Source organism: Mesobacillus maritimus (assembly GCF_019749255.1).
In the GTDB taxonomy this organism is placed as follows: Bacteria; Bacillota; Bacilli; order Bacillales; family Cytobacillaceae; genus Mesobacillus_B; species Mesobacillus_B maritimus_A.
Map to the genome: position 1 here is coordinate 224,305 of NZ_JACWFH010000009.1, position 24,510 is coordinate 248,814.

Consider the following 24,510-nt stretch of genomic DNA (forward strand, 5'->3'; position numbering starts at 1 on the left):
CCCCCCTTAAGAAAATTTTCCCTACACTTCTATCATATACCAGCCTTACTCTTTTTTAAAACCTTCACCTAAAACCTCAGACGCGTCTGTAACAATGACAAACGCACTAGGGTCAATGGATTTCACAATTTGTTTCAATTTTGTGAACTCCGACTGGTCCACGACACACATCAAGACCGGGCGTTCTTGATCTGTATACCCCCCATATGCTGTTAGTTTTGTCATACCACGGTCAATTTTATTCAAAATGGCTTCACGTACTTCTTCTTGTTTAGAAGTGATCACCATTGTCATTTTCGACCTACCGATTCCCACCTGAACAAGGTCAATTGTTTTACTTGTCACATAAAGACCAATCAATGCGTAAAGACCTCGTTCAATATCAAAAATCATCGCCGCTGCAAGCACAATTACCCCATCTATGATGGCAATTGAGGTGCCCAACGAGATACCGGTGTATTTATTAAGGATTTGTGCGGCTAAATCTGTTCCACCGGTCGACCCTTTTCCACGAAAGACAATTCCTAAACCTAATCCGGCTCCAATCCCACCAAATAATGCAGCCAAGAGCGGATCATTTGTCCATGGCTCTATATCCTTTGTAAGGTATACTACAAATGGAAGAAAGGCGGTTCCGACAAGTGTTTTTAAGCCATATTGGCGTCCACCAAGAAGAAGAACGCCCGCAATGAATAAAGGAATATTAAAAGACCATTGCACAAATGCAGGTTCCCACCCAAGGACATTGGCCAAGATAATACTGATTCCGCTCACACCACCAGAGGCAACTTGGTTTGGGAGCAAAAATAGGTTAAATCCTAATGCAATAAAGGAAGCACCAATTAACGTATATATGTACTCCATCGCTTTTTCGAACTTTGGCTGTCGCCTTCTTTTTTTCATCAATAAGACCCCTTAGTTGAAATTTCCAGCAGTGAGTATAACATGAGGGGTATGAACTGTAAATGACAGCAGACTACCGTGTTAAAGGGGTAAAATAGGGCTTGGTCGTTTATGTATATAGGTAATAATACGATTCAATAACTGCTTCTGCTATAATTACCTTTTGAGCTGAAAATTTACCCTCTTCAAGATAAATGCTTTTTATAGATTTAACTTCTATTAAAAAGGGATACAATCTTCCTTTAGTTGTCACTCCAAATAGTAAGTGGTAAAATTAGTAGGAATTAGTACGGATTTTGCAAGGATTCGTGGCTTTTAAACGAATCCTTTTACATTTGGAATTGTTCTCTTTAGAGATGAATTGATAAAAGGAGCGTCAGTATGGGGATTTTAAATAAAATTTTCGACCAGAATAAGCGCGATTTAAAACGTCTAACAAGGCTTGCGGACCAAATTGATGCCTTGAGCGGCGATATGGAGAAATTAACTGATGATGAGTTAAGAGGGAAAACGAAAGAGTTTCAGGATCGCTACCAAAATGGCGAATCAACTGATGACCTCTTAGTTGAGGCATTTGCGGTCGTTCGTGAAGGAGCGCGCCGTGTACTTGGTCTTTATCCTTATAAGGTTCAGTTGATGGGTGGTATTTCTCTTCATGAAGGAAATATCTCTGAGATGAAAACAGGGGAAGGTAAAACACTTACCGCCACTATGCCTGTTTACCTTAACGCGATTACCGGGAAAGGGGTCCATGTTGTAACCGTCAACGAATATTTAGCTAGTCGTGACGCGAATGAAATGGGACAGCTATATGAGTTCCTTGGCTTATCTGTTGGCCTAAATTTAAATGGAATGAATAACGAAGAAAAGCAAGCTGCCTATGCTGCCGATATTACCTATGGTACAAATAATGAATTCGGTTTCGACTATCTTCGTGACAATATGGTGCTTTACAGTCACCAAAAGGTACAACGTCCGCTACATTATGCGGTCATCGATGAAGTTGACTCCATTTTAATTGATGAAGCTCGGACTCCGTTAATTATTTCAGGATCAGCTCAAAAGAGTGCAGCTCTCTATATTCAAGCGAATGCTTTTGTAAGAATGCTGAAAAAAGAAGAAGATTATACCTATGATGAAAAAACAAAAGGGGTTCAGTTAACCGAAGAAGGAATTACGAAGGCTGAAAAAGCTTTTGGAATTGACAACCTATTTGATATCTCACATGTTACTTTAAATCATCATCTTAATCAGGCGTTGAAGGCAAATGCTAGTATGCATCTTGACGTTGATTATGTTGTCCAAGATGGCGAAATTGTCATCGTTGACCAGTTTACCGGTCGTCTAATGAAAGGGCGTCGTTACAGCGATGGCTTGCATCAAGCGATTGAAGCGAAGGAAGGCCTAGAGGTTCAAAATGAGAGCATGACGCTTGCAACCATTACCTTCCAGAATCTTTTCCGGATGTACGAAAAACTTGCCGGGATGACTGGTACAGCAAAAACAGAGGAAGAAGAATTCCGCAATATCTATAATATGAATGTCGTGGTCATTCCAACCAACCGACCGATTCTTCGTGATGACCGTGCTGACCTTATTTTTGCGTCAATGGATGGAAAGTTCCGTGCGGTGGTCGAGGATATTGCTCAACGCAATGCATTAGGACAACCTGTGCTTGTCGGTACGGTAGCAATTGAGACTTCTGAGATTATTTCAAGATACTTGACTAAAAAGGGCGTTAAACATAACGTCTTAAATGCTAAGAACCATGAGCGTGAAGCTGAGATTATCTTAGAAGCTGGACAACGCGGTGCGGTCACCATTGCAACCAATATGGCTGGTCGTGGTACGGATATCAAGTTAGGGGAAGGCGTTAAAGAACTTGGCGGTCTTGCCGTAATCGGAACGGAACGTCACGAAAGCCGACGGATTGATAACCAGCTTCGTGGACGTTCAGGTCGTCAAGGTGATCCAGGACTCACACAGTTCTACTTGTCGATGGAAGATGAACTGATGCGTCGTTTCGGTTCAGACAATATGAAAAACATGATGAGTCGCCTTGGAATGGATGATACCCAGCCAATCCAAAGTAAAATGGTCACACGCGCTGTCGAATCGGCCCAGAAACGTGTAGAAGGCAATAACTTTGATGCTCGTAAGCAATTGCTTCAATACGATGATGTCCTTCGCCAGCAACGTGAAATCATCTACAAGCAACGTGATGAGGTCCTTGAGTCTGAAAACCTCCGTGAGATTGTTGAAACGATGATTCGTTCTTCAATCGAGCGAAATGTCTTTGCTCATACCGTAGAGGATTCTGATGCTTGGAAACTCGACGCGATTATTGACTATGTGAACGGGAACCTTCTCCGTGAGGGCGACTTAACAATTGCCGACCTAGAAGGGAAAACTCGCGAACTGATTGTTGATATTATTTTTGATAAAGTCAAGCAACGTTATAATGAAAAAGAAGAGCAGATGGAACCAGACCAAATGCGTGAGTTCGAAAAAGTCATCGTTCTCCGTAGTGTCGATTCGAAGTGGATGGACCATATTGACCAAATGGAACATCTCCGTCAAGGTATCCATTTACGTGCATATGGACAGATTGATCCACTTCGTGAATATCAAACAGAAGGTTTTGCTATGTTTGAAAGCATGGTAGAGGCCATCGAGGCAGATGTTGCTAGATATATCATGAAGGCTGAAATTCGCAATAACCTTCAACGCCAAGAAGTGGTAAAAGGGCATGCGGTGAATCCGAAAGAAGAAGGCGGAGAAAAGCCAAAGAAAAAGCCAGTTGTGAAGCAAATGGACATCGGACGCAATGACCCTTGTTATTGCGGTAGTGGCAAGAAATACAAAAACTGCCATGGAAAACAAGAGTAAGAGGCAGATAGTGGGAAGAAATAAAAAATTTTTGAGGGGTAGCGAAATATTTCGCTGCCTCTTTTTCCTATTGAACAAAAAATCGGCTATAATAGTTATTATCTATTTTTATGAGGTGAAAGAGATGGAATTAGCAGATATTCGAAATGAACTCGAAAAAACAGCTAAGAAATTAGCGGACTTTAGGGGGTCTCTTTGACCTTGAAACAAAGGAAGCAAGAATTGCAGAGCTAGATGAAATCATGCTTGCTCCTGATTTTTGGGATGATCAACAAAAGGCTCAAACCTTTATCAATGAATCGAACGCTTTAAAAGATCAGGTTCATGTTTTCCACGATATGTTTGAAACATTTGAAAACCTAGAGGTTTCTTATGAACTTGTAAAGGAAGAAAGCGACGCCGAGTTGCAAGCTGAGCTTGAAACTGAATTAACTGAGTTAACACAGCGCTTAAATGATTTTGAACTTGAGTTACTATTAAGTGAAGAATACGATAAAAGCAATGCCATTCTTGAGCTTCATCCAGGAGCAGGTGGTACAGAGTCACAGGACTGGGGCTCGATGCTTCTGCGCATGTACACTAGATGGGCAGAGAAAAGAGGCTTTAAGGTAGAAACGTTAGACTATCTTCCTGGTGATGAAGCGGGGATTAAAAGCGTAACACTGTCGATTAAAGGGCATAATGCCTACGGATATTTAAAGGCTGAGAAGGGCGTGCATCGCCTCGTTCGAATCTCACCATTTGACTCCTCTGGCCGTCGACATACCTCCTTTGTTTCCTGTGAAGTGATGCCAGAGTTAAGTGATGATATCCAAATTGATATACGAACTGAAGACTTGAAAATTGACACCTACCGTGCAAGTGGTGCCGGTGGTCAGCATATTAATACAACCGACTCTGCCGTGAGGATTACCCACGTTCCGACTGGAGTGGTTGTGACTTGTCAGACAGAACGTTCACAGATTAAAAACCGTGAGCGCGCAATGACGATGCTAAAAGCGAAACTTTATCAACGACAAATTGAAGAAAAAGAAAAGCAACTTGCTGAAATTCGCGGTGAGCAAAAAGAAATTGGCTGGGGAAGTCAGATTCGTTCCTACGTCTTTCATCCTTACTCCATGGTCAAGGACCACCGGACCAACGTGGAGTCTGGGAATGTTCAAGGCGTTATGGACGGCGACCTCGACCCATTTATTGATGCTTACTTACGTTCGAAGATTTCATAATACAAAAGAAACAAGGCTGGCGAGAGCATCTTCTCAACAGCCTTTTTTTTCTGTAATAACTGGTAAGCGCTGACTTGTTTGCCTTCGGTCACAAACCCTTAATCCTATTCTTTTTTTGCTGAAAAACGTGATTTTAATTCCCTTGCGGGGAATATATACGGTACCGGGTAGTGTATACAACCCAAACATCGACCTTCTTACACTCAAATCTATCTCTTAAGCCAAAAATATGCGCTATCCAAGTCCAAAACCTAATGACTTATACTAGAAAAAGACTTTTCGGGAGGGTATTTCTTCCTCAATTTCAGCTTTTCATTGCTAATTGGGAGTAAAACGAACAATTAATACCCCCACTCTAACTGGTTTTTCTGAAAAAGGTGATTTATATTCCCTGTTACGAGCATTTTATTCCCCGTTTCAAACAGTTTATTCCCTGTACGCGAATAAATACCCTACTCCGTACCGTATCTAAAAACAAATCTCCGCATATTTTTTCAAGTAGAGTTCAGTTCCCCGCACGCGTCCCTGTCCATACCAATCACTGCCCCCTCATAAACGACAATACATCCAAATCAATCTTCCCTGCTACCTGCTCTCGCTCCTCGAAGTTTTCTGTATGTATATAGGCAGTAAACGCTTTATGAAGTTCTTCATCGTTCTTTGACTCATTCTTTAAGTACCCTAGGCGCTGCAGATGTGTAACGACCTCTGCCCTTACTTCTCCTTCAATCTCTACTATATTCTGCGGCTTAGACTTTGCAAAATAAAGCTGCTGCAATTCATAGACACGAATAAGTTCTTTTATCGGCTCAGGATGATCATCTACGCGCAAGTCGATGTATCGGTCGTTATATCCACCATAGCCACCACCTTCTTTGACGACAAGAAGTGCGGCAGATTGTTGCCCTCTGCTGTCTCCTCCTGCCTCCTGACCAGCGTGTAGAGCCGCTAGCAACCGTTCAGCTAAGCTACCACTCGTTTCCGTGAATGTCTGGGCCATCGCCTCAACAGTCCCGTCGATGAGAATATTCCCTTGCGCAGCAAAATGCTCACCCGTGATCCCTCCTGCCCATTCATAACAATAGGTGCCAGTAAAAGTAGCCGGATTTCCCTTAGCGTCAATTAAGCCAACTTGACGCATCTCCTTATCTAGATCGTCTTTCGTAATAATCTCCAACGCCTCGGTAGCTGTCTTCCCTTCGGCCATTAATGCTAGGGCTTGTGGTCCATAAGCTGTGTTTGCATAAGACTGAGTTGCCACCGCCCCGACACCAGCCTTCGCAAACGGTACAACTGCTCCAACAGCCAAGAACTTGGACTGAACTGCAATCCCCCACTCTTTCTCTTTCGGGTCATATCCTACAATTGAAAAAGTCAAAATCCATTCCTCCATCCTTGTTTTGTTAATATCCTAAAAAATATAAGTGAAAAAAACAAATTCCTAGTAGCGCTATTCTCTCCCCTACAAAAGCTATTTTCACTGAAAAAGCTTTCGAAAGCATCTTTGAGAAAAAGAGCCTCCTATAATAAAACCCGCAGCCATTTGAAGGCTGCGGGCTTCTACCCACTGATTATCATTTAATCAGATTGTTAACTGTTATTATTATTGAGCTTCAATTAAGCCATAGCGACCATCTTTACGCTTGTACACAACGTTCGTATTGTTGGTATCAGCATTATGGAAAACATAGAAGCTATGTCCAAGAAGGTTCATTTGAAGAATCGCTTCCTCACTATCCATTGGTTTTAAATCAAAACGCTTTGTACGAACCAACTCTAAATCGTCTTCATCTACGTTTGATTCAATTTCATTGAAAATAGGAGCAACATCTTTAATGCTGTCTTGTCCACGGAATTTACGGTTTACTTTTGTTTTATGCTTTCGGATTTGTCGTTCCAATTTATCAGTAATCAGGTCAATCGCAGCGTACATATCCTCATGAAGTTCCTCTGCACGAAGGACGAGGTTTTTCATTGGAATAGTAATTTCCACTTTTGATTTTTTGTCCTGATACACTTTTAGGTTCACGCTTACGCTGGCATTTGGTGTCTCATTGAAATAACGCTCCAATTTGCTGACTTTCTTTTCAATATACTCTCTAATTGCTGGAGTTACCTCGATGTTTTCACCACGAATGTTATAGTTCATAAGCGATACTCCTCCTTTAAAATGACTATGTATCTATACTTCTATTTTACCCCAAAGAACTCCTGCATTAACAGGGAAAAGATTGACGAAATGATGACGTTTTCTTCGTCATCATAGTAAAAACAATGAAAAAAACGCAATAATTTCATTCGGAGTCTGTTGCAATTTCTCGATAACTGTCGGTTAGCTACCGGGCGAGAGTAAAGGAACTCACACTTTTAGCTCCATGCTCTAGTAACACTTTAGCAGCATGTCTTAAGGTTGATCCTGTTGTATAAATATCATCCACAAGCAGGATTGTCTTTTCTTCTAGAGAAAACGCGGACTCACCATCCACTTGAAAAACTTGTGGCAGATGAATACGGTCCGAGCGTGATTTCTTGGACTGCTTTTCTGTATGAATTCTGGTTAGCAGATGAGTCGGACGAAAACCCGCCTCGGTTATCAGTGCCTCTGCTTGGTTAAAGCCCCTCTCGTACAACCTTTCCTGACTTAATGGGATGGGGGTAAGTGCGTCAAAAGACAGGGAGGTTAGTTCTTCTTTTATCCTGCTAGTAAAAGCACGCACAAGAGTATAGTCACCACGATACTTATATTTGGCGATTACCTCTTTTAGAAAATCATTATACTCATACAAAGATTTGTTTTGAGTAAGAGTCCCACTCCATGTAGAGTCCTGTCCCCAACGGATACAATCATAACAAAGCTCTTCCTTTCTATAATCAACCTCTAAAACGCGGCTACAAATGCCGCACCTCTCTCCTGAAAGGGATTTGAACTTATTTTGACATTCTTCACAAACCAATTGTTCTTCAGTCCCTAGCAACAGACTAGTCCAAGAGATAACAGGGGTTCTAATTCCATGACATATTAGGCAATATTCATCTGAGAAAAGCTTCATTCATCCAGCAACCCCTTTTTATACCCTTCCTTGTTCATGCTCACAATTTGCTTTTGCGCTAGAACCATCGCCTCGGTCTTTCCATAATGAAAGAAGGTTACCTCCCCGTTAGGAAATTGAGCGCTTCTCCCTGCACGGCCTGCAATCTGTACAAGCGCACTCTCCGTAAAAATTGAGTCTTCCGCCCCTAACACAGCGACATCAATATTGGGGAACGTGACGCCTCTTTCTAGAATGGTTGTTGTTAGTAAAATCAGGATTTCTTTGTTTCGCATGGAGTTCACTTTTTCTTTCCGATGTGGGTCTTCTGCATGAACAGCTTCAATATTCGGATGGTAGTTGCGGAGTAGCGGTAGGATGAGCTCCATTGAGGCAATTTTAGGAGCAAAAATGAGTGCTTGCTTGTTCTTTTCTATTCTCTTCTTAACCCAATGAACAAAGTTATCCGGTAGGGCTTTGTTGGCTAATTTCTTTCCCCAATTGCCACACCAAACAAACTTCGGAACAGGTAGCGGTTTGCGATGGTATCGAGCTGGAATTGTGACAAATTCTCTTTTTCCCTGACGACATTCTCGCTGCCAGGTAGAACTTGGAGTTGCTGTTAAATAAATCATGGTAGAACCCGTTTTCCTTGCTTGCTGGACCGCAAACTGAAGGGTAGAATCAACGGAATAAGGAAAGGCATCCACCTCATCCACGATTACCGTATCAAACGCCTGGTAAAATCGCAGAAGCTGATGTGTGGTCGCAATGGTCAACCTGGAATATTTGTGACGATCTTCACTGCCGCCATATAACGAGGCAACTTCTATGTCTGGGAAAACAGCCTTTATGCGAGGTGTTAGCTCAAGAACAACATCGGTCCGAGGTGTCGCAATACAAACACGTCCGCCCTGATGAAGTGCTTGTTCAATTCCTTTGAACAATACTTCGGTTTTTCCAGCACCACAAACCGCCCAAACAAGGAGCTCTGTCTGCTGTCGGGTGGCATGGACAACTGCGTTTGATGCGTGCTGTTGGCCTGCTGACAAGGTCCCTGTCCATTGTAAAAGCTCCTGGTCCTTCACACTTCCCTCTATCTCTGGAAGCGGTCCTACCCAGCTAATAAGCGGCGTACAGCTACTTACACGGCCCATCATCAGACATTGACGGCAGTAGACACAGTTTTCTCCACAGCGTGCACAAGGAAAGGTTGAAAACCAGCGATGGTCCTTCGTCCCACAGCGAAGACACTCTTTTTGCCTACCATTTTGAATAAGTGCCTTACGATAAATGAGATAGCCATTTTGATAATGTTCTTGAATTTCTTTTAGAGGAAAAGGGAGCTCTTCAAGTAACAACTGTTTTCCGGAAAGATAGCGTTGAAGTTCATGGTTAAAAGAAAACGAAGGTTGAAGTGGAATGTGAGGCAGTGAATCAATTTGAGAGATGGTTTTTGTTTCTGGCCTGGTCTTAAGCAGCGGCGACGGAATTAATTGATAAGTATCTATAGCAAACCTCATAGAACATAAACATCCGATTGTACTAGAGTATCCATAATATCCTCCTCATTTTTATATAAAGAAAACGCCACTTCCAAGCTTTTTTATTATCAACCTAGAAATGACGTTTACTTAAGTATACTTTTGAGACAGAAGACACAATTACTTCTTGTACCAGCCCATCCCAAGCGCTCCTTCACCTAGATGTGTTCCAATGACAGGACCGAAATAACCAATAGAGAACTCTACATTGGGGTATTTTGCCTCAAGCTCAGCCTTCCACTCGTTCGCTTCTTCCTCACGATTGGCGTGGATGATTGAAGCTCGATAGTTTCCACCGTTAGCTGCATCTTCTCCTAAAAGGTCTGAAACACGGTTAAGGGCTCTTTTCTTCGTGCGCACTTTTTCGTACGGCTCAATTTTTTTATCGACAAAATGAAGAAGTGGTTTAACCTGCAACAAACTTCCAATAAACGCCTGAGCATTGGAGAGCCGTCCTCCACGCTGTAAATGGCTTAAGTCATCGACCATAAAATATGCGCGCATGGATTCCTTCATTTCATTTAAACGCGGAATAATTTCGTCAGCACTCAAGCCTTGTCCTGCTAGTTCAGCCGCCTCTAACGCATAAAAGCCTTGAATCATACAGGCTGTTTCCGAATCAAAAGGATACACTTGAATTCCTTCTACCATTGATCCAGCAGATACAGCTCCTTGAAAGGTTCCACTGATTCCACTAGAAAGATGAACGGAAATAACCGCATCATATTCCTTTGCTAGGGTTTCAAACAACTCCACAAACTGTCCAATTGGAGGTTGCGAAGTTGTTGGCAACTCACTGTCTTTTACTTTTTTATAAAATTCTCCTGCGGTTACATCTATTTCTTCACGAAGAGATTCATTCCCAAAAATAACACTTAAGGGAATCATATGGATATTTAACTTTTCACGTAATTCCTTCGGGATGTACGCGGTACTATCCGTGACAACAGCCGTTTTCATGTATAGAATTACCTACCTTTTTTATCGCTAATTAACGAGTAGTTTCTCCCTGGCGAGACTTCGCGTGACGAAATGGGTATGTAAAGGGAGCAACAACCCGAAATGCTATATTCGTTCCACTTCCCAATATGAGAGGATTTCTCTTTTAGAAAGAATCACTAATATCTAGCATTGTGTCTATTTTCCATTTTATATGAATTCAATTTAAAATGCATTATTTTATGATAAAAGATAAAGACATACTTACCAAACAGGTAAGTATGTCTTATAAGTGTTGGATACAATCCCCATTATCCATTTTCATGCGTTAAGTTTACTTAACCTCAACCCATCCGTTTTTTATTGCAACCACAACAGCTTGCGTACGGTCATTTACATTCATCTTTTGCAAAATATTGCTCACATGGTTTTTCACTGTTTTTTCACTAATATAAAGAGCATCGCCAATCGCACGGTTGCTTTTACCGTCAGCCAACAACTGAAGGACTTCACACTCACGTCTTGTTAGCAAATGAAGCGGTCGGCGGATTTCTACTCGAGAAATTGTTTGGACACTAGATTCGCCTTCTTGAATCGAAAGTCTTCTAAATTCCTTTACAAGATTATGAGTAACCTTTGGATGTAGGTAAGATCCACCATCTGCTACCACTTTAACTGCGTTAATCAAAGCGTCGGCATCCATTTCTTTTAAAAGATACCCTGTTGCTCCTGTTTTCAGCGCATGTGTCACATAATTTTCATCATCATGAATCGAAAGAATGATCACCTTCGCTTGCGGGTGCTTGGCAATAAGTTGCTGAGTCGCTTCAATACCATTAATATTTGGCATGTTAATGTCCATAATGATGACATCTGGCTGATGAAGTTCAAATAAGTTCACAACCTCACTGCCGTCGTCCCCTTCTGCCACGACCTCAAATGAATGTTCAAAATCGAGAATACGCTTAACACCTTCTCTAAATAGCTGATGATCATCAATAATAATAATTTTTGTTCCCATCTGTTTCGCCCTCCCTGTCTACTCATGCTTTCTGTCTTTTGTATCAATTGCAGGCGAAATTTCCTCATACCCGCTAGTACTTTCGCTTCTTTTCCTACCTAACACGGAAAGCCTTGTCCTCTTAAAAGAAAACTATTTTTTGGCCAACTTTAATTTTGACTCTCTAACGGCACGTGTATGACAACTTTGGTCCCACTGCCAATGGTTGAATCGATGTAGATTTCTCCATCTAGCAAATCGACTCGCTCTTTCATGCCAAGAATACCAAAAGACTGCATCTTCGTTTGGTTCAAATCAAAACCTTGACCATCGTCTTTTATCGTTGCCTTAGCCATTGCTTTTGTAATGGTAAGTTCTACCTTTATCATTGAGGCTTTTGCATGCTTTAAAGCATTCTGAACCGATTCCTGGATCAGTCTAAACAGCGCAACTTCATATTTCGCCGGCAGCCTGTTTAGCTCACAGCTATGACTAAATTGAATTTTTACAGTCTTATGATACTCTTCGGTTGTAACTAGATATTTTTTGAGGGTAGGCACTAACCCTAAATCGTCAAGAGCCATTGGACGCAAATCATAAATAATTCTTCTAACCTCGTACAAAGCTGAGCGGACAATCACTTTCAAATCACGAATTTCTGCCATCGCTTCCTCGCCGCTTCGCTCTTTGTAAATTTTTTCAATGAGGTCAGAGCGCATCATCACATTCGCAAGCATTTGCGCCGGACCATCATGAATTTCTCGGGATAGTCGCTTTCGTTCTTCTTCTTGCGCTTCTATAATTTTCAGTCCAAAGTCCTGCTTTTGTTTCGCTGTTTCTAACGCCTCTCCCATTTGACGGATGTCGCTCATCATATAATTCTTGACAACTGAAATTTGCGAGGAAAGATCTCCCGCCCGTTCAATCGTATTGGTAAGCCCTTCCAGTCGATGTTCGAGGTCGTTTCGTCTTTCTTTTAACTGCTTTTCAAGTTGTCGCTTCATTGTTAATTCCATTTGCAGACCATGGGCCACTTCGTAAGCCTCTTTGACTTCAGCTTCAGAAAAGTCTTTGAAATGCTTACTTACATCAGATAACTTTTTCCTTGCAGAACGAACCTGAAGCTCAAGCTTATCCCCTTCTTCGACAATCTTCGAAGAAAGCTGTTTAACTTCCTTTAATTCGTTTACGATCGATTCATAGTCTTGTCGGCATTGTTCGCCAATGCTGAATACTTCATTTTTACTATTTGTAACGGTGTCAATCATTGTATCAAGAATATGATCAAGGGTTTTTGTTTCAATTTTTTTTAATACCATCGCAATTCCTCCAGCGATTTCTTTATCTTAGGATAAACGAATTACACATTGCTTATTAGAAGACGATGGATTACAGCGGTTTCCTAAATTTGAAATCACCTTTAAAAGATATCACCCTATAATAATCCATCATACCGTGAATTGGTAAAAAACATCTACAAATAGATTCCGTCAAATAACGGGACCTTTTGATAATAAGTACTATTATACCATCCTATCATTTTACGAACATTAAAGTTTATTTACATTCTTGACTCAATTTGTCGCATTCGCTTTGTCGATTTATAATAGAGGGAAGAGATCAACAGTGAAAGGAGCAATATACCATGCTGCCCCGCTATAAAACAGTAAAAGGCTACGGTGAACACGAAATCAACATTCAAAGATCAAGATTTATTGCCTACGTCGAGCGTGCTGAAACAGAGGAACAGGCTCAAGAATTCATTCAATCCATAAAAAAGAAAAACTGGGACGCCACACATAATTGTTCCGCCTATCTAATCGGCGAGCAAGACCATATCCAAAAAGCCAATGATGACGGTGAACCTAGTGGAACTGCAGGAGTTCCCATATTAGAAGTGCTTAAAAAGAAAAACCTAAAAGATACCGTCGTCGTTGTCACCCGCTACTTTGGTGGAATTAAGCTCGGTGCCGGTGGTTTAATTCGTGCTTACGGAAAAGCAACCTCCGAGGGTCTAAATGCCACAGGAATCGTGGAAAGAAAGCTTATGCGGGTCATGCATACAACGATTGATTATACGCTTTTAGGGAAAGTCGAGAATGAATTAAGGTCTTCGGTTTATACACTTAAAAACATTCATTACTTAGAAAAGGTCGAGATTGAAACATTTGTCGAAGAAGGAGAGAAAGAGAACTTTTCTGCTTGGATGGTGGAGTTGACGAATGGGCAGGGAGAACTAGTTGAAGGGGAATTGATTTATTTAGAGGAAGCGTTAAACGGATAAACTTTAACAAAATTCGCTAAAAAATGGCTATCGGCAGACAAATCGTAAGCTTACTAAATTATGCGAAAATATTTATAGACTAAAGTCCTAAATTTATTCGTTTTTACCAAAATATACGATTTACGAAAAACCAAATAAATTGTAAAATGGAAGATAGGTTAAAAAGGATTACAAACTCTATCGTTCTTATACATTCATAATTATAATTATAAATAGAAAAGGAGATTTATATGTCAGGTACTAGACGCACTGATCTTCATTATAAACCCAAGAAAAAAAGAAAAAAAATAGTCCGCTGGATTATGTTGCCTCTTCTCCTTGTTCTTGTTAGCGTGGTTGCCTATGGTGCACACCTATATAGTAAAGCTGAAACCGTGATGAAGGACTCTTATCAACCGGTTGACCGCGATAGCAAGCGAGCAAGTGTCAACCCATTTGAAGAAAACATTTCTGTATTATTCATCGGAGTTGATGATAGTGAGAAACGTAAATTTGACTCCAACTCACGTACCGACGCTTTAATGCTTGCTACTTTTAACAAGGATGAGAAATCAGTGAAATTATTAAGTATTCCACGTGATTCTTATGTATACATTCCTGACGAGGGGTACTCTGATAAAATCAACCATGCTCATGCCTATGGCGGTGTCGAGTATACACTCGAAACAGTGGAATATCTTCTCGATATCCCTGTCGATTATTATGTAAAAATGAACTTTAATGCTTTCATTGATGTTATTGACGCCCTTGATGGCATTAAAGTCGATGTTCCTTATACCTTTACTGAACAAGATTCAAAGGATAGAGCTGGTGCAATTACCCTTGAAGAAGGATTGCAAACCTTAAATGGGGAAGAAGCCTTGGCACTGGCAAGAACCCGTAAGCTAGATAGTGACATTGAACGAGGAAAACGTCAGCAAGAAATTATAAAAGCTGTAATTAAAAAAGCAGCAAGTGTTAAATCTCTAAGTAATCATACAGACGTTATTGAAGCAATTGGCGATAATATGAAAACAGACTTAAGATTTGAAGAAATGACGTCCTTTATTAATTATGCCGTTGCAGGAACTAGCTTAAATGCAGAAACACTAAACTTAGCTGGTGGCGACTCTAGAATAAATGGTATTTACTACTACCAACTAGACGAAACAGCATTAGCTGAAACAAAGACGACCCTAAAAAGACATCTCGGCTTAATTCCAGAAACGGACTTAGTAAGTGATACAGAAGAAAGCACAGAAGAAACAGTAGAGATGAGTACGGACACAACGGCAGCCCCTTCTTACTAGAGGGGTTTTATTTTATTCTTTAAGTACCCTGTTTAGGAAAATGTTATTTCCCGTTTCACTAACGAAAAGACCCAGTCATTTGACTGGATCTCTTATCTGTTCTTTACATATTTACGTCCCTGTAACATGTTTAACAACGGACGATAATTTTTATCCACTAATCCAACGCTTTCAACGATCAATTCAATGGAAAGCAAGATGATGGTAATCAGCAATAAAGATCCCCACATTGTTGTTAACGAGAAGATAAACGCCGCTAAGCCAAACAGGGCACTAATGGCATAAATCAGAATAACCGTTTGTTTATGAGTAAAACCAAGGTTCAGAAAGCAATGATGCAAATGCGATTTGTCTGGTGCAGATAACGGTGTTTTTTTGACAAGTCGACGTACGATTGCAAAGATGGTATCCGTCATCGGAACACCTAAAATAATGATTGGAATGATAAAGGATATGAACGTGACACCCTTAAACCCGAGTAAGGAAAGCACGGAGATCATATACCCTAGAAATAACGCTCCAGTATCACCCATAAAAATCTTTGCGGGATAAAAGTTGTATTTAAGGAATCCCAATGTACTTACCAATAACAGAAAACCTACTGTTATAACGTAGACATCTCCCATAATGATGGCCATTCCGGAAATCGAAATTAAGGCAATGGATGAAACCCCTGCAGCCAAACCATCCAGACCGTCGATTAAGTTAATCGCATTCGTCACTCCAACAATCCAGAGAAGGGTAATCATGATACTAAATCCTCCGAATTCAAGCATTCCACCAAAAGGTAAATTGATGAAATTAACCTGAACGCCGCCCCAAACTACTACAATAAGCGCAGCAATGATTTGAGAAACTAACTTTACTCGTGCTGAAAGCTCGTAAATATCATCGAAGATTCCAGTAAGAACGATGACAAGACCACCTGCCATAATTCCAAGATGATGGGGACTATCAGGCCTCATAATAAAAAGACCTATCATAAAGCTAATATAAATGACTAAACCGCCCAAACGCGGCATAATTTTCTCATGAACTTTTCGATCATTCGGTCGATCCGTGGCTCCTAATCGAAACGCCAACTTCTTTACAATTGGTGTGATAAGGATGGAGCACATAAAGCATAATATTAAGGTCATGTAAAAAAACATGGTGACCCTCCTTGTGATTAGGATGCCCCTATAAATAAGAATAAAACAGGCATTTTTGATTTTCTTTATTGCCGATGATAATTATAGCACAATCCCAAAAGAAGTGAATCGTTTTTCATAGTTTAGTAATGTTTTAGTAATATATAGTAAGGTACCCAATTCGTCACGCATAGCACTTTATCGCAGTTGCATTATAATAAAAAAGGACTGTAATTAATATCCAATGAATAATAATTATTGCACTCTTATAATTGGACGAATAAATCCTTAAAAAGTTTCAGAGGAATAAGTTTTATTTCCCTTTAGGAGTAAACTTAACTTTAAACACTTCAAGAACAAACTCCGGGAGCGCCAGCATTCTTCTCCAACGAGAAGGTTGTTTAACTAACCTATACAGCCATTCCACCCTTAAGGTCTGCCAGATTTTAGGCGCACGTTTAACTGTACCAGCTAAGACATCAATACTGCCACCTACCCCCATGAAAATTCCATGCGAAAAAGAGTCTAGATGGCGTACAGTCCACAACTCCTGCCTAGGAACACCAAGTGCAACAAGGACAATATCAGGCTGAAGCCTTTTTATATCAGCGGGGATTGTCTCTTCCTCCAGGTCAAAAAAGCCATGGTGTCTACCGACAAGCCTCAGCATAGGATATCGTTTCTCAATATTCGTAGCCGCCGCACTATTTACCTCTTCTTTGCCACCTAAAAGATACACCTTCCACCTGTTTTGATTAGCCAGTTCCAGTAAACGAATAGTCAGATCGTAGCCAGTCACCCGCTCGGGAATAGGGGTGTTTAATATTCTAGAGGCAAGAATAATCCCATAACCATCTGGGACGATATAATTAGCATCTTTTAATGCCTCTTTATATTCTCCGTGTTTCTTAGCGTGCATGACAATTTCAGGATTGGCTGTGACAACAAAGGTCTTTTCCCTATTATTTATTCTTTTAATGAATAGATTCACCATTTCTTCAAAAGTATTGGTAATGAAGGGGGTATCTAATATTTTTACGTACTTGTTGATTGTCATATCTTATATGCTCATTTCTTTATTAGAGTATAAGTGTAAAGTCTAAATTAAAGGTAAAGGCCTATTTCCTCAGAAACAGACCCCCTAAATTCAAATCATTTTCCTTCTAAAACAACAGGTCCACTCTGCTTCTTTGTCACTTCTTCACGGAATTTTTTCTGTTCCTCTTTACTCATGGATTTGTACCACTTCAAGAACTTTTCATACTCTGGAATCACTTCTTTAACTGGACCATAGTCTTTAATTTCTCCATACTCTAGCCAAAGAGCCTGGTCACAAAATTCTTTAATTTGGCCCATTGAGTGGCTAACAAAAAAGATGGTTTTCCCTTGTTCTTTAAATTCAAACATTCTATTTTTGGATTTTTGAGCGAACGCTTGGTCACCGACTGACAAAGCCTCGTCAACGACGAGAATATCCGGATTAACCGTAACAGATATCGCAAAGCCAAGGCGAGACTTCATTCCACTCGAATATTTTTTTACAGGTTGATCAATGAATTTGCCTATATCTGCAAAGTCAATAATTTCTGGTTCCATTTCTTTAATTTGCTTTTTATTAAAGCCTAGCATCAAGCACTTCAATTCAATATTTTCACGGCCTGTCAGTTGATTTCTTAAGCCAGAAGAAATAGCAATTAAGGATGTCTGACCAATCGTTTCCACCGTACCAGATGTAGGCGGGATTACGCCAGCAATAATATTCGATAATGTTGATTTCCCTGAACCATTTACACCAACTAAACCGATAACATCTCCTTCTTTAGCAGTAAAAGAGACATTCTGCAAAGCATAGAAGTCTTCTCCATATCCTCCTGGCAAAATCACATCCAGTAATTTTTCAGAGGTTTTTTTATACATTTTAAACTTTTTATAGACATTTTTTACAATTACCGTTTCAGTCACTAGGGTACCTCCATCTTACATATAATCAACAAAATGATTTCTAAATTTCAAGTGTAGTGCTGAACCAATCATTAACATCACCAAGACAAGTCCCCAGAAATATAGCGTGTATTGCGGGTCTTCAAACGCATACCAGGAAACACCTAGCAGCGAGGCCCGATAACCTTCAACCAAATAGTATAGTGGGTTTAATTTTAACAGTCCCGCTAAATCTACTCCATTAATGACAAGCTCGTCCACCTTCCATAAAAGTGGTGTTAAGTAAAGTAGCATCTTCGTTACTGATTGAATCATTTGTTGTACATCCCGAACAATGGTAGCAAGTGTCGAAGTAATCAAAGCTAATGAAAACAAGAACATCAAAGTCGCAAACATAAAGTACGGCAATTGGATATAGTACAGAGATAGCTTATATTCTGTGAACTGAAGAATAACAGTTACTACACCTAATAACATTAAGTGCTGATAAAAATTGGCCATGATAACATAAGAAGGGATGGCACTCATCGGAAAACTCATCTTGGAAATCAATTGAATTCTTGAGTAAATCGATTTGGAGGAAGCTGTAATGGATGGATTAACAAAAAACCAAACAAGCATCCCGGTTAACAGCCACATGAAGAAAGGAACCTCAACTCCATGTCCCATATCTACACTGCTCCCCTTACGGATACCAATCCCGAATACAAACCAGTATATCCCAAGTTGAATCATTGGATTTATAATTTCCCACAAAGCCCCTAAATAATTATTTGCATTTTCACTTTTCATTTCAAATGCTGAAAGTCTTAAAATAAGATAAAAAGAATTAATTTGTTCCTTTATGACCGTAATCATTGACTTCATAAAATATGTCCTTCCTAAAACAAGTAATAATCCTGTCCATTATACCTTATTCTTTCCGTTTCATACATAATAAAAACATAAGCATTGAGTAAGAATAAACTCAATACTTATGTTTTTATTGGCCTAATTTCCTATTTACATCGCTTGATTGTCCATACATATAGTGAACTAAGTTAGAACTCGACTGACCAGTTGAGTATTTGTTCCACTTTTCGGCATAGCTATCGATTAAGCTATAGTCAACATAGTCCTTTTTTATCAATTCAATAATGGATTCAGTATCCATAACCATTGGTCCTGGAAGGTTTTCTTCAAAACCCTCCCATATACCACGCTTACTTTTATACTGTTCCAAATCGTAAGTGAAAAATATCATCGGTTTTCTAAGAAGGCAGTATTCATAGGAAATCGAAGAGTAATCCGTTATTAAGTAATCAGAAATCAACAGCAAATCATTGATATCGTATAGTTCTGATGAATAATCAAAGAGAAAATCAGGGTATTTCCTAGTGTAATCCTCAGTCACTTTTATTGCAGGATGTAGACGGAGAATTACAATATAACCCTCTCCAAGTTCATTCTTCATTTTTTCTAGATTTAGTTGCAAATTAAATTGAGTCAATTCATTATCCCTATAGGTTGGAGCGTATAAAATAACCTTTTTTTCTTGTAGTAACTTATTTTCATTCGTTAATGTTTGAACAGCTCTTTGTTTTTGGGGCTCATCATAAAAGAAATCCGTTCTGGGAATGCCTGTCCTAAGAATATTTTCATCCCCTAAGGAAAATGCCTCTTTAAATATTCTTGCCATTGTATCAGATCCCACCACGACTTTATCAAATCGATGATAAACCTTGAGAAATCTCTGCACAGCTTTTTCACTTCTATCTTTAATAGATAGATCCTGGAGGCCAAACTTCTTAATGGCACCTGTAGCATGCCATAATTGTATACATTCAACGTCTTCCTTAAAATTAGTAACCGCAAGAAAACCAAAGTAATTATCCACTAAAATATGTTTGGATGTTGCTAAATGATAAACAGATTTAAACCATCCTAAAATATCCGTTGATTCAAAAGCAATGAGTGTAACATCTTTATATCCTTTAAAATGGGTGATGCTTTTCCCTTTGCATAAAAAAACGACGTCGTCCTGGGCTTCCTGACGACGCATTTCTTCATATACATATTTGCTGTTATCCCCAAAAGAAACCACAAAGGTGGTTTTATCTTTAAGCGAGAAAAGATTAAATAAAGTAAAAAAACACTTAAAGATAAACAAATAAAGGGAAATCGCAATTTCCCTAACCATTTTTAACCTTGCTGTTTAAATCATCTTTAATCTTTGTTGTTGAAATACCAATTGTTCTTGGCAAATAAATCACTTCACAATATTCTTTTAGGAAGTCAAACTTACCTTCCCAATCATCGCCCATAACAAAGACATCAATGTTATTATCAACGACATCTTTAATTTTTTGATCCCAAGTTGTCTCAGGAATCACTTGATCAACAAAGCGAATGGATTCAAGGATAAACTTGCGGTTTTCATAGCTATGATAAGCCTTTTTATTTTTTCCTGCATTAAATTCATCAGTTGAAAGGCCCACTGTTAAATGGTCACCTAAATCTTTAGCGCGCTGTAGGATGTTTATATGTCCAATATGGAGTAAATCAAATGTGCCGTATGTTAGTACTTTTTTCAAATTTATTTCCTCCTTATTATTCAGGAATCATCATAATCAATATAATTTTTTTATAAATTTACCCATACCTCACATTATAAGACTATGAATATTAAAATTCAATCCACCGTACTGCATTTTCCATATTAAACACTAAATTGGGTAATAAATCTAATATTTATTTATCGTTAAGGAATATTTCACTCCTTTGAGTATTCAAAAGTTTAAGATTAACGAAAAAGAGTATTGTGTCTAGTGAATACGCAAAAAAAGGCACATTGAGTACAGATTAATAAATCTGCTCAATGTGCTTTTCTCCAACTTCACCTACTTGTAAACAGGGATATCAAGAACTAAGAAATAGTCATCTAGTAGACTATATATATTATACATGTTAGAAGTCTGCTTATATGCCCAACCAATGTCTGACGCATACTGGTGTGAAGCATAATTATTACTTGCAGCAAAATATGGGTTCCAACGCATTTTGTATAAGGTGTTTTGTCCTTTATTTACATAGCCATCACCAATGAACGCTGCTCCCCCTTTAATAGCTGCTTCTGGGGTAAACCAGTTGGCTTCATAAGCATATTTAGCCCCACACTCTAACGGACACGCATCTTTGGCATTAATTCCATACATATTGTAAACTGTTTTAATTTCTTTTAGGCTACTTCGATTATCATTAGAAACTAATACTAAACTACCCTGACTGTTTTTTCCTACTTGAATACCCGTTGCCAGTGGGGAGCCTTTCCCGTGTCCAGTCTCGAGTAAAGCATGAGAGATAAGGTAAATTTCATTTACTCCATGTAGTTTACCTGCATCCACAAATGCTTGTGCTTTACCTTCTAAGGTACCTTTGCCCCTTAAGACTTTTTCATTAACTTCATTTACATTAATGTTTGCACTTTCGGAAAGGATTAAGAACTGAAGTGAATCAGCAAGGTTCCCAGTGAAATTTGAGTAGTCTAAATAGTATTTTACATCTGTACTTTCAGCTGTTACCCAGCCTGATGTGTTCCTTACATGGTACCAAATGTAACCATCGCTGCCTTTTGTACTAGAATATAGGGTTAAAACCGTACCTTTATTTACTTGACCATCTGTCCTATAGTTTGTACCAGGTCCACGCCTTAAATTCCAATTATCACCAACAACAGTTCCTTTACCCTCGTTTACTTTTAGGGCATCTTCTCTTAACCAAAGATTGTATCTTTTGTCTGTCTGGGGATTAACTGCCAATTGAATCTCAAGCATTCTATTTAAACTTAAGTCATAATGAGTATTTAGACCGACGACATCCTTAGGCTTAATCAGATACGATTCATGTACCCATACTACTGTCTTTCCATCTAGAGTACCTCGATACCATAAACTATTACCTACTTTTTCTGTTAGGTGCACTTGAAATTTTTGGTGTTTATACGTAGATAGATCTGAGTAAGCAAAATCCTTTTTACCCCCCCAAGCCTTTGTATAAGCACTTCCGGTTCCTTTTATATAAAAAGTCATCGCTGTACTATTTACATATTTATGTGGTTGAATACTTAAATCAGATTCTTTTACCCAGCCAACAACCCCTCGTTCACTACTTGGCTGCGTGCTCAACAAATAGTAGGTGTGTCCATTTATCACTGTTTGTTTTTTAATGTAATATACTGCATTTGTATACGTAGATCCTGCTGCAAACGCAGTAGAATCATCCGCTATGTTCTCATAGATTAATGAACTACCATTTCGAAAATGACCTAACAGGCTAGTTATCGAATCTTCTCCAACGGATAAATGCTTTGGCTGAATCCATACTGTCTTTCCTTCTAAAGTTCCTCGATACCAAGTAACATTTCCTACTTTTTCAGTAAGGTGGACTTTAAATTCTTGATCTTGAAATCTAGATAAATCCTCAAGTACAAAGTCCTTTTTGCCACCCCATGCCTTGCTATAGGCACTGCCTGTTCCCCTGATATAAAAGGTTTTAGCATCCTTATCAATGGTCACATGGGGATGTGTGGATAAATCTTTTGCTTTTACCCAGCCTAAAACTCCTCGTTCACTACTTGGTTGAGTACTTAGTAAATAATAGATATGTCCATTCACTACTTTTTGTAATTTGATGTAATAAACAGCATTGGTATATGTTGCCCCTGCTGAAATAGCAGTAGATTCCTCTCCAACAGTCTTATAAATTAGTGCACTCCCATTTCTAAAATGGCCAAGTCGACTGGTTGTAGTCTCTTCACTAGTAGTTAAATGGTTGGGATGAATCCATACTGTCTTTCCATCCAAGGTTCCACGATACCAAATATCATTTCCTACTTTTTCTGTAAGGTGGACTAGAAATTGTTGATTTTGGAATTCAGTTAGGTCCTCTTGAACCCAATCCTTTTTCCCGCCCCAAGCTTTGCTATAAGAACTACCTGTTCCTTTAATATAGAACGTTTTGGCACCTTTATCGATAGCCAAATGTGCTTCGGTGGTCAAATCGGATGCCTTTACCCAACCTAAGACTCCTCTCTCACTACTTGGTTCAGTGCTTAAAAGGTAGTAATGTTGTCCACTTATTCTTGCTTGTTTTTTTATATAATAGACAGCATTCGTGTAAGTAGAACCCGCAGTAAATGAAGAGGATTCGTTTCCGATAATTCCATAGATTTTCACACTGCCATTGCGAAAATGACCTAATCTGCTGGTACTACTCGTTTCGCCTATTGGAACACGGTTTGTAACTAGGTCACTTGAATGAATCCATACCGTCTTATCACCCAGTTTTCCCCGGTACCAAATATCGTTACCTACTTTTTCAGTCAAATTTACTTGGAAATATTGGTTCACGTATTCAGAAAGGTTTTCAAATACGAAGTCTTTCTTTCCACCCCAAGCCTTGCTATAACCGCTTCCTGTACCTTTAACAATAAAAGTTTTCGCTTCTTTATCAATCTCCACATGCGGATGAGTTGTTAAGTCCGTTGCCTTCACCCAACCTAAGACTCCTCTTTCACTACTAGGTTGAGTGCTTAATAGGTAATATATTTCCCCCTCAACATCTGCCTGTTTTTTTATATAGTAAACAGCATTTGTGTATGTTGCACCTGCAGTGAATGATGTGGAATGGTTACCTATGTTTTTGTAAATTTTTACATTGCCATTGCGAAAATGACCTAACCTGCTTGTTGTTACTTCCTCATAGACAGGCAGGTCGGCGATTAGAGTCTGTACTTCTTCCTCTATCTCAGTGTTATTTTGTTTATCATCCACACTTAGAGTTGAGTTTATTTCTTTAGGAGTTAATTCGACTGCTGACCTTTTTCCTACAGTAGATGTATCCTGAGGATCACTATTCAAGTTGACCTCTGGTATAATGGTTGATTGCGGCTCATCAAGTGACTCTGGTACACGAACAGTATTATCATCGTTCTCACTTGTTTTTTGAATTACATTTTCTTTTTCTTGACTATTAGTTTGCTCAACTAATTGATCTTCTTCATTAAGATTATCATTTGTAGTAATTTCTTGATCACCACTTGAAACTATAGTGGTTTCTAATTCCTCTTGCTCACCCATAAAATCCACAATGGTATTATCTGTAAAATTTGCTGATGCATAATATGGTACTAGCAAGCTAAAAATCATAAAAAATATAAATAATTTAGAAATGCTCTTCATTATAACCTCCATTTGCGAATGCTTGTCATTTTTCAAAGCAATTACATGAGGCTATATTCTTTTTCAGTATTCCTAATCCCATAGATTTCTATAGTCGCTTTTTCCTTAATACTAAAAA

18 protein-coding genes and 1 pseudogene are annotated in these 24,510 nt (G+C 39.2%); 4 read left to right on the forward strand and 15 right to left on the reverse strand.

Annotated elements, in window-relative coordinates; genetic code table 11:
• Positions 1-45: 45 nt before the first annotated feature.
• Positions 46-903 carry a YitT family protein gene (locus tag H0185_RS09750; protein ID WP_221873300.1) on the reverse strand — a complete coding sequence of 286 codons (858 nt, stop codon included), beginning with the start codon at positions 901-903 and terminating at the stop codon, positions 46-48.
• Between the two features lie 381 nt (positions 904-1,284).
• Between H0185_RS09750 and secA the strand changes: the two genes are divergently transcribed.
• Together secA and prfB are read left to right on the forward strand one after the other, a co-directional pair.
• Complete coding sequence (gene secA / locus H0185_RS09755) at positions 1,285-3,792, forward strand: preprotein translocase subunit SecA (protein WP_221873301.1); 2,508 nt, start codon at positions 1,285-1,287, stop codon at positions 3,790-3,792.
• Positions 3,793-3,916: 124 nt separating this feature from the next.
• A protein-coding gene (prfB, locus tag H0185_RS09760; RefSeq protein WP_221873302.1) for a peptide chain release factor 2 occupies positions 3,917-5,018 on the forward strand; the annotation gives its coding sequence in 2 pieces (ribosomal slippage) (positions 3,917-3,988 and positions 3,990-5,018; 1,101 coding nt in all).
• Between the two features lie 538 nt (positions 5,019-5,556).
• Here the strand turns inward: prfB and H0185_RS09765 are convergent.
• The 7 genes from H0185_RS09765 to H0185_RS09795 form a co-directional block, all read right to left on the reverse strand.
• On the reverse strand, positions 5,557-6,396 hold the full coding sequence (locus H0185_RS09765) for a DUF1028 domain-containing protein (protein ID WP_246629112.1): 840 nt from the start codon (positions 6,394-6,396) through the stop codon (positions 5,557-5,559).
• Positions 6,397-6,621: 225 nt separating this feature from the next.
• A complete protein-coding gene (hpf, locus tag H0185_RS09770; protein ID WP_221873304.1) occupies positions 6,622-7,167 on the reverse strand; it encodes a ribosome hibernation-promoting factor, HPF/YfiA family in 546 nt (181 codons plus the stop codon).
• A gap of 187 nt (positions 7,168-7,354) precedes the next feature.
• Positions 7,355-8,068: a ComF family protein gene (locus H0185_RS09775; RefSeq protein WP_221873305.1), complete on the reverse strand. Its 714-nt coding sequence runs from the start codon at positions 8,066-8,068 to the stop codon at positions 7,355-7,357.
• On the reverse strand, positions 8,065-9,570 hold the full coding sequence (locus H0185_RS09780) for an ATP-dependent helicase ComFA (protein ID WP_221873306.1): 1,506 nt from the start codon (positions 9,568-9,570) through the stop codon (positions 8,065-8,067). The genes H0185_RS09775 and H0185_RS09780 overlap by 4 nt, the downstream gene beginning before the upstream one ends.
• A gap of 141 nt (positions 9,571-9,711) precedes the next feature.
• The gene (locus H0185_RS09785) at positions 9,712-10,551 is read right to left on the reverse strand and encodes a DegV family protein (protein WP_221873307.1); all 840 of its coding nucleotides are present in this window, start codon (positions 10,549-10,551) and stop codon (positions 9,712-9,714) included.
• A 313-nt stretch (positions 10,552-10,864) separates the two neighbouring features.
• A complete protein-coding gene (locus tag H0185_RS09790) occupies positions 10,865-11,551 on the reverse strand; it encodes a response regulator transcription factor (RefSeq protein ID WP_221873308.1) in 687 nt (228 codons plus the stop codon).
• A 149-nt stretch (positions 11,552-11,700) separates the two neighbouring features.
• Positions 11,701-12,849: a sensor histidine kinase gene (locus tag H0185_RS09795; RefSeq protein ID WP_221873309.1), complete on the reverse strand. Its 1,149-nt coding sequence runs from the start codon at positions 12,847-12,849 to the stop codon at positions 11,701-11,703.
• A gap of 326 nt (positions 12,850-13,175) precedes the next feature.
• Here H0185_RS09795 and H0185_RS09800 point away from each other — a divergent pair, with 326 nt between their 5' ends.
• A complete protein-coding gene (locus tag H0185_RS09800; RefSeq protein WP_221873310.1) occupies positions 13,176-13,814 on the forward strand; it encodes a YigZ family protein in 639 nt (212 codons plus the stop codon).
• Positions 13,815-14,044: 230 nt separating this feature from the next.
• A complete protein-coding gene (locus H0185_RS09805) occupies positions 14,045-15,103 on the forward strand; it encodes an LCP family protein (protein WP_221873311.1) in 1,059 nt (352 codons plus the stop codon).
• A gap of 92 nt (positions 15,104-15,195) precedes the next feature.
• Here H0185_RS09805 and H0185_RS09810 read toward each other — a convergent pair whose 3' ends face one another.
• The 7 genes and pseudogenes from H0185_RS09810 to H0185_RS09840 form a co-directional block, all read right to left on the reverse strand.
• Positions 15,196-16,254, reverse strand: coding sequence for a glycosyltransferase family 4 protein (locus tag H0185_RS09810; RefSeq protein ID WP_221873312.1), 1,059 nt, complete (start codon positions 16,252-16,254; stop codon positions 15,196-15,198).
• A 292-nt stretch (positions 16,255-16,546) separates the two neighbouring features.
• Complete coding sequence (locus H0185_RS09815; protein WP_221873313.1) at positions 16,547-17,290, reverse strand: WecB/TagA/CpsF family glycosyltransferase; 744 nt, start codon at positions 17,288-17,290, stop codon at positions 16,547-16,549.
• 104 nt (positions 17,291-17,394) lie between these two features.
• A pseudogene (gene tagH / locus H0185_RS09820) lies at positions 17,395-18,195 on the reverse strand (teichoic acids export ABC transporter ATP-binding subunit TagH); the annotation flags it as partial.
• 15 nt (positions 18,196-18,210) lie between these two features.
• The gene (locus tag H0185_RS09825; RefSeq protein WP_221873315.1) at positions 18,211-19,041 is read right to left on the reverse strand and encodes an ABC transporter permease; all 831 of its coding nucleotides are present in this window, start codon (positions 19,039-19,041) and stop codon (positions 18,211-18,213) included.
• Between the two features lie 115 nt (positions 19,042-19,156).
• Complete coding sequence (locus tag H0185_RS09830; RefSeq protein WP_221873316.1) at positions 19,157-20,353, reverse strand: CDP-glycerol glycerophosphotransferase family protein; 1,197 nt, start codon at positions 20,351-20,353, stop codon at positions 19,157-19,159.
• Positions 20,346-20,747, reverse strand: coding sequence for a glycerol-3-phosphate cytidylyltransferase (gene tagD, locus H0185_RS09835; protein ID WP_221873317.1), 402 nt, complete (start codon positions 20,745-20,747; stop codon positions 20,346-20,348). Before tagD ends, H0185_RS09830 begins: the two co-directional genes overlap by 8 nt.
• A gap of 306 nt (positions 20,748-21,053) precedes the next feature.
• The gene (locus H0185_RS09840; RefSeq protein ID WP_221873318.1) at positions 21,054-24,392 is read right to left on the reverse strand and encodes an N-acetylglucosaminidase; all 3,339 of its coding nucleotides are present in this window, start codon (positions 24,390-24,392) and stop codon (positions 21,054-21,056) included.
• Positions 24,393-24,510: the final 118 nt, after the last annotated feature.

Excerpts from the sequence above, each read along its gene's own strand:
- H0185_RS09785 (WP_221873307.1), bottom strand. The coding sequence starts at position 10,551 with ATGAAAACGGCTGTTGTCACGGATAGTACCGCGTACATCCCGAAGGAA.
- H0185_RS09810 (WP_221873312.1), bottom strand. The coding sequence starts at position 16,254 with ATGTTTTTTTACATGACCTTAATATTATGCTTTATGTGCTCCATCCTT.
- H0185_RS09790 (WP_221873308.1), bottom strand. The coding sequence starts at position 11,551 with ATGGGAACAAAAATTATTATTATTGATGATCATCAGCTATTTAGAGAA.
- H0185_RS09815 (WP_221873313.1), bottom strand. The coding sequence starts at position 17,290 with ATGACAATCAACAAGTACGTAAAAATATTAGATACCCCCTTCATTACC.
- H0185_RS09780 (WP_221873306.1), bottom strand. The coding sequence starts at position 9,570 with ATGAGGTTTGCTATAGATACTTATCAATTAATTCCGTCGCCGCTGCTT.
- H0185_RS09805 (WP_221873311.1), top strand. The coding sequence starts at position 14,045 with ATGTCAGGTACTAGACGCACTGATCTTCATTATAAACCCAAGAAAAAA.
- H0185_RS09775 (WP_221873305.1), bottom strand. The coding sequence starts at position 8,068 with ATGAAGCTTTTCTCAGATGAATATTGCCTAATATGTCATGGAATTAGA.
- H0185_RS09750 (WP_221873300.1), bottom strand. The coding sequence starts at position 903 with ATGAAAAAAAGAAGGCGACAGCCAAAGTTCGAAAAAGCGATGGAGTAC.
- H0185_RS09830 (WP_221873316.1), bottom strand. The coding sequence starts at position 20,353 with ATGGTTAGGGAAATTGCGATTTCCCTTTATTTGTTTATCTTTAAGTGT.
- H0185_RS09825 (WP_221873315.1), bottom strand. The coding sequence starts at position 19,041 with ATGAAGTCAATGATTACGGTCATAAAGGAACAAATTAATTCTTTTTAT.
- hpf (WP_221873304.1), bottom strand. The coding sequence starts at position 7,167 with ATGAACTATAACATTCGTGGTGAAAACATCGAGGTAACTCCAGCAATT.
- H0185_RS09800 (WP_221873310.1), top strand. The coding sequence starts at position 13,176 with ATGCTGCCCCGCTATAAAACAGTAAAAGGCTACGGTGAACACGAAATC.
- H0185_RS09795 (WP_221873309.1), bottom strand. The coding sequence starts at position 12,849 with ATGGTATTAAAAAAAATTGAAACAAAAACCCTTGATCATATTCTTGAT.
- H0185_RS09840 (WP_221873318.1), bottom strand. The coding sequence starts at position 24,392 with ATGAAGAGCATTTCTAAATTATTTATATTTTTTATGATTTTTAGCTTG.
- secA (WP_221873301.1), top strand. The coding sequence starts at position 1,285 with ATGGGGATTTTAAATAAAATTTTCGACCAGAATAAGCGCGATTTAAAA.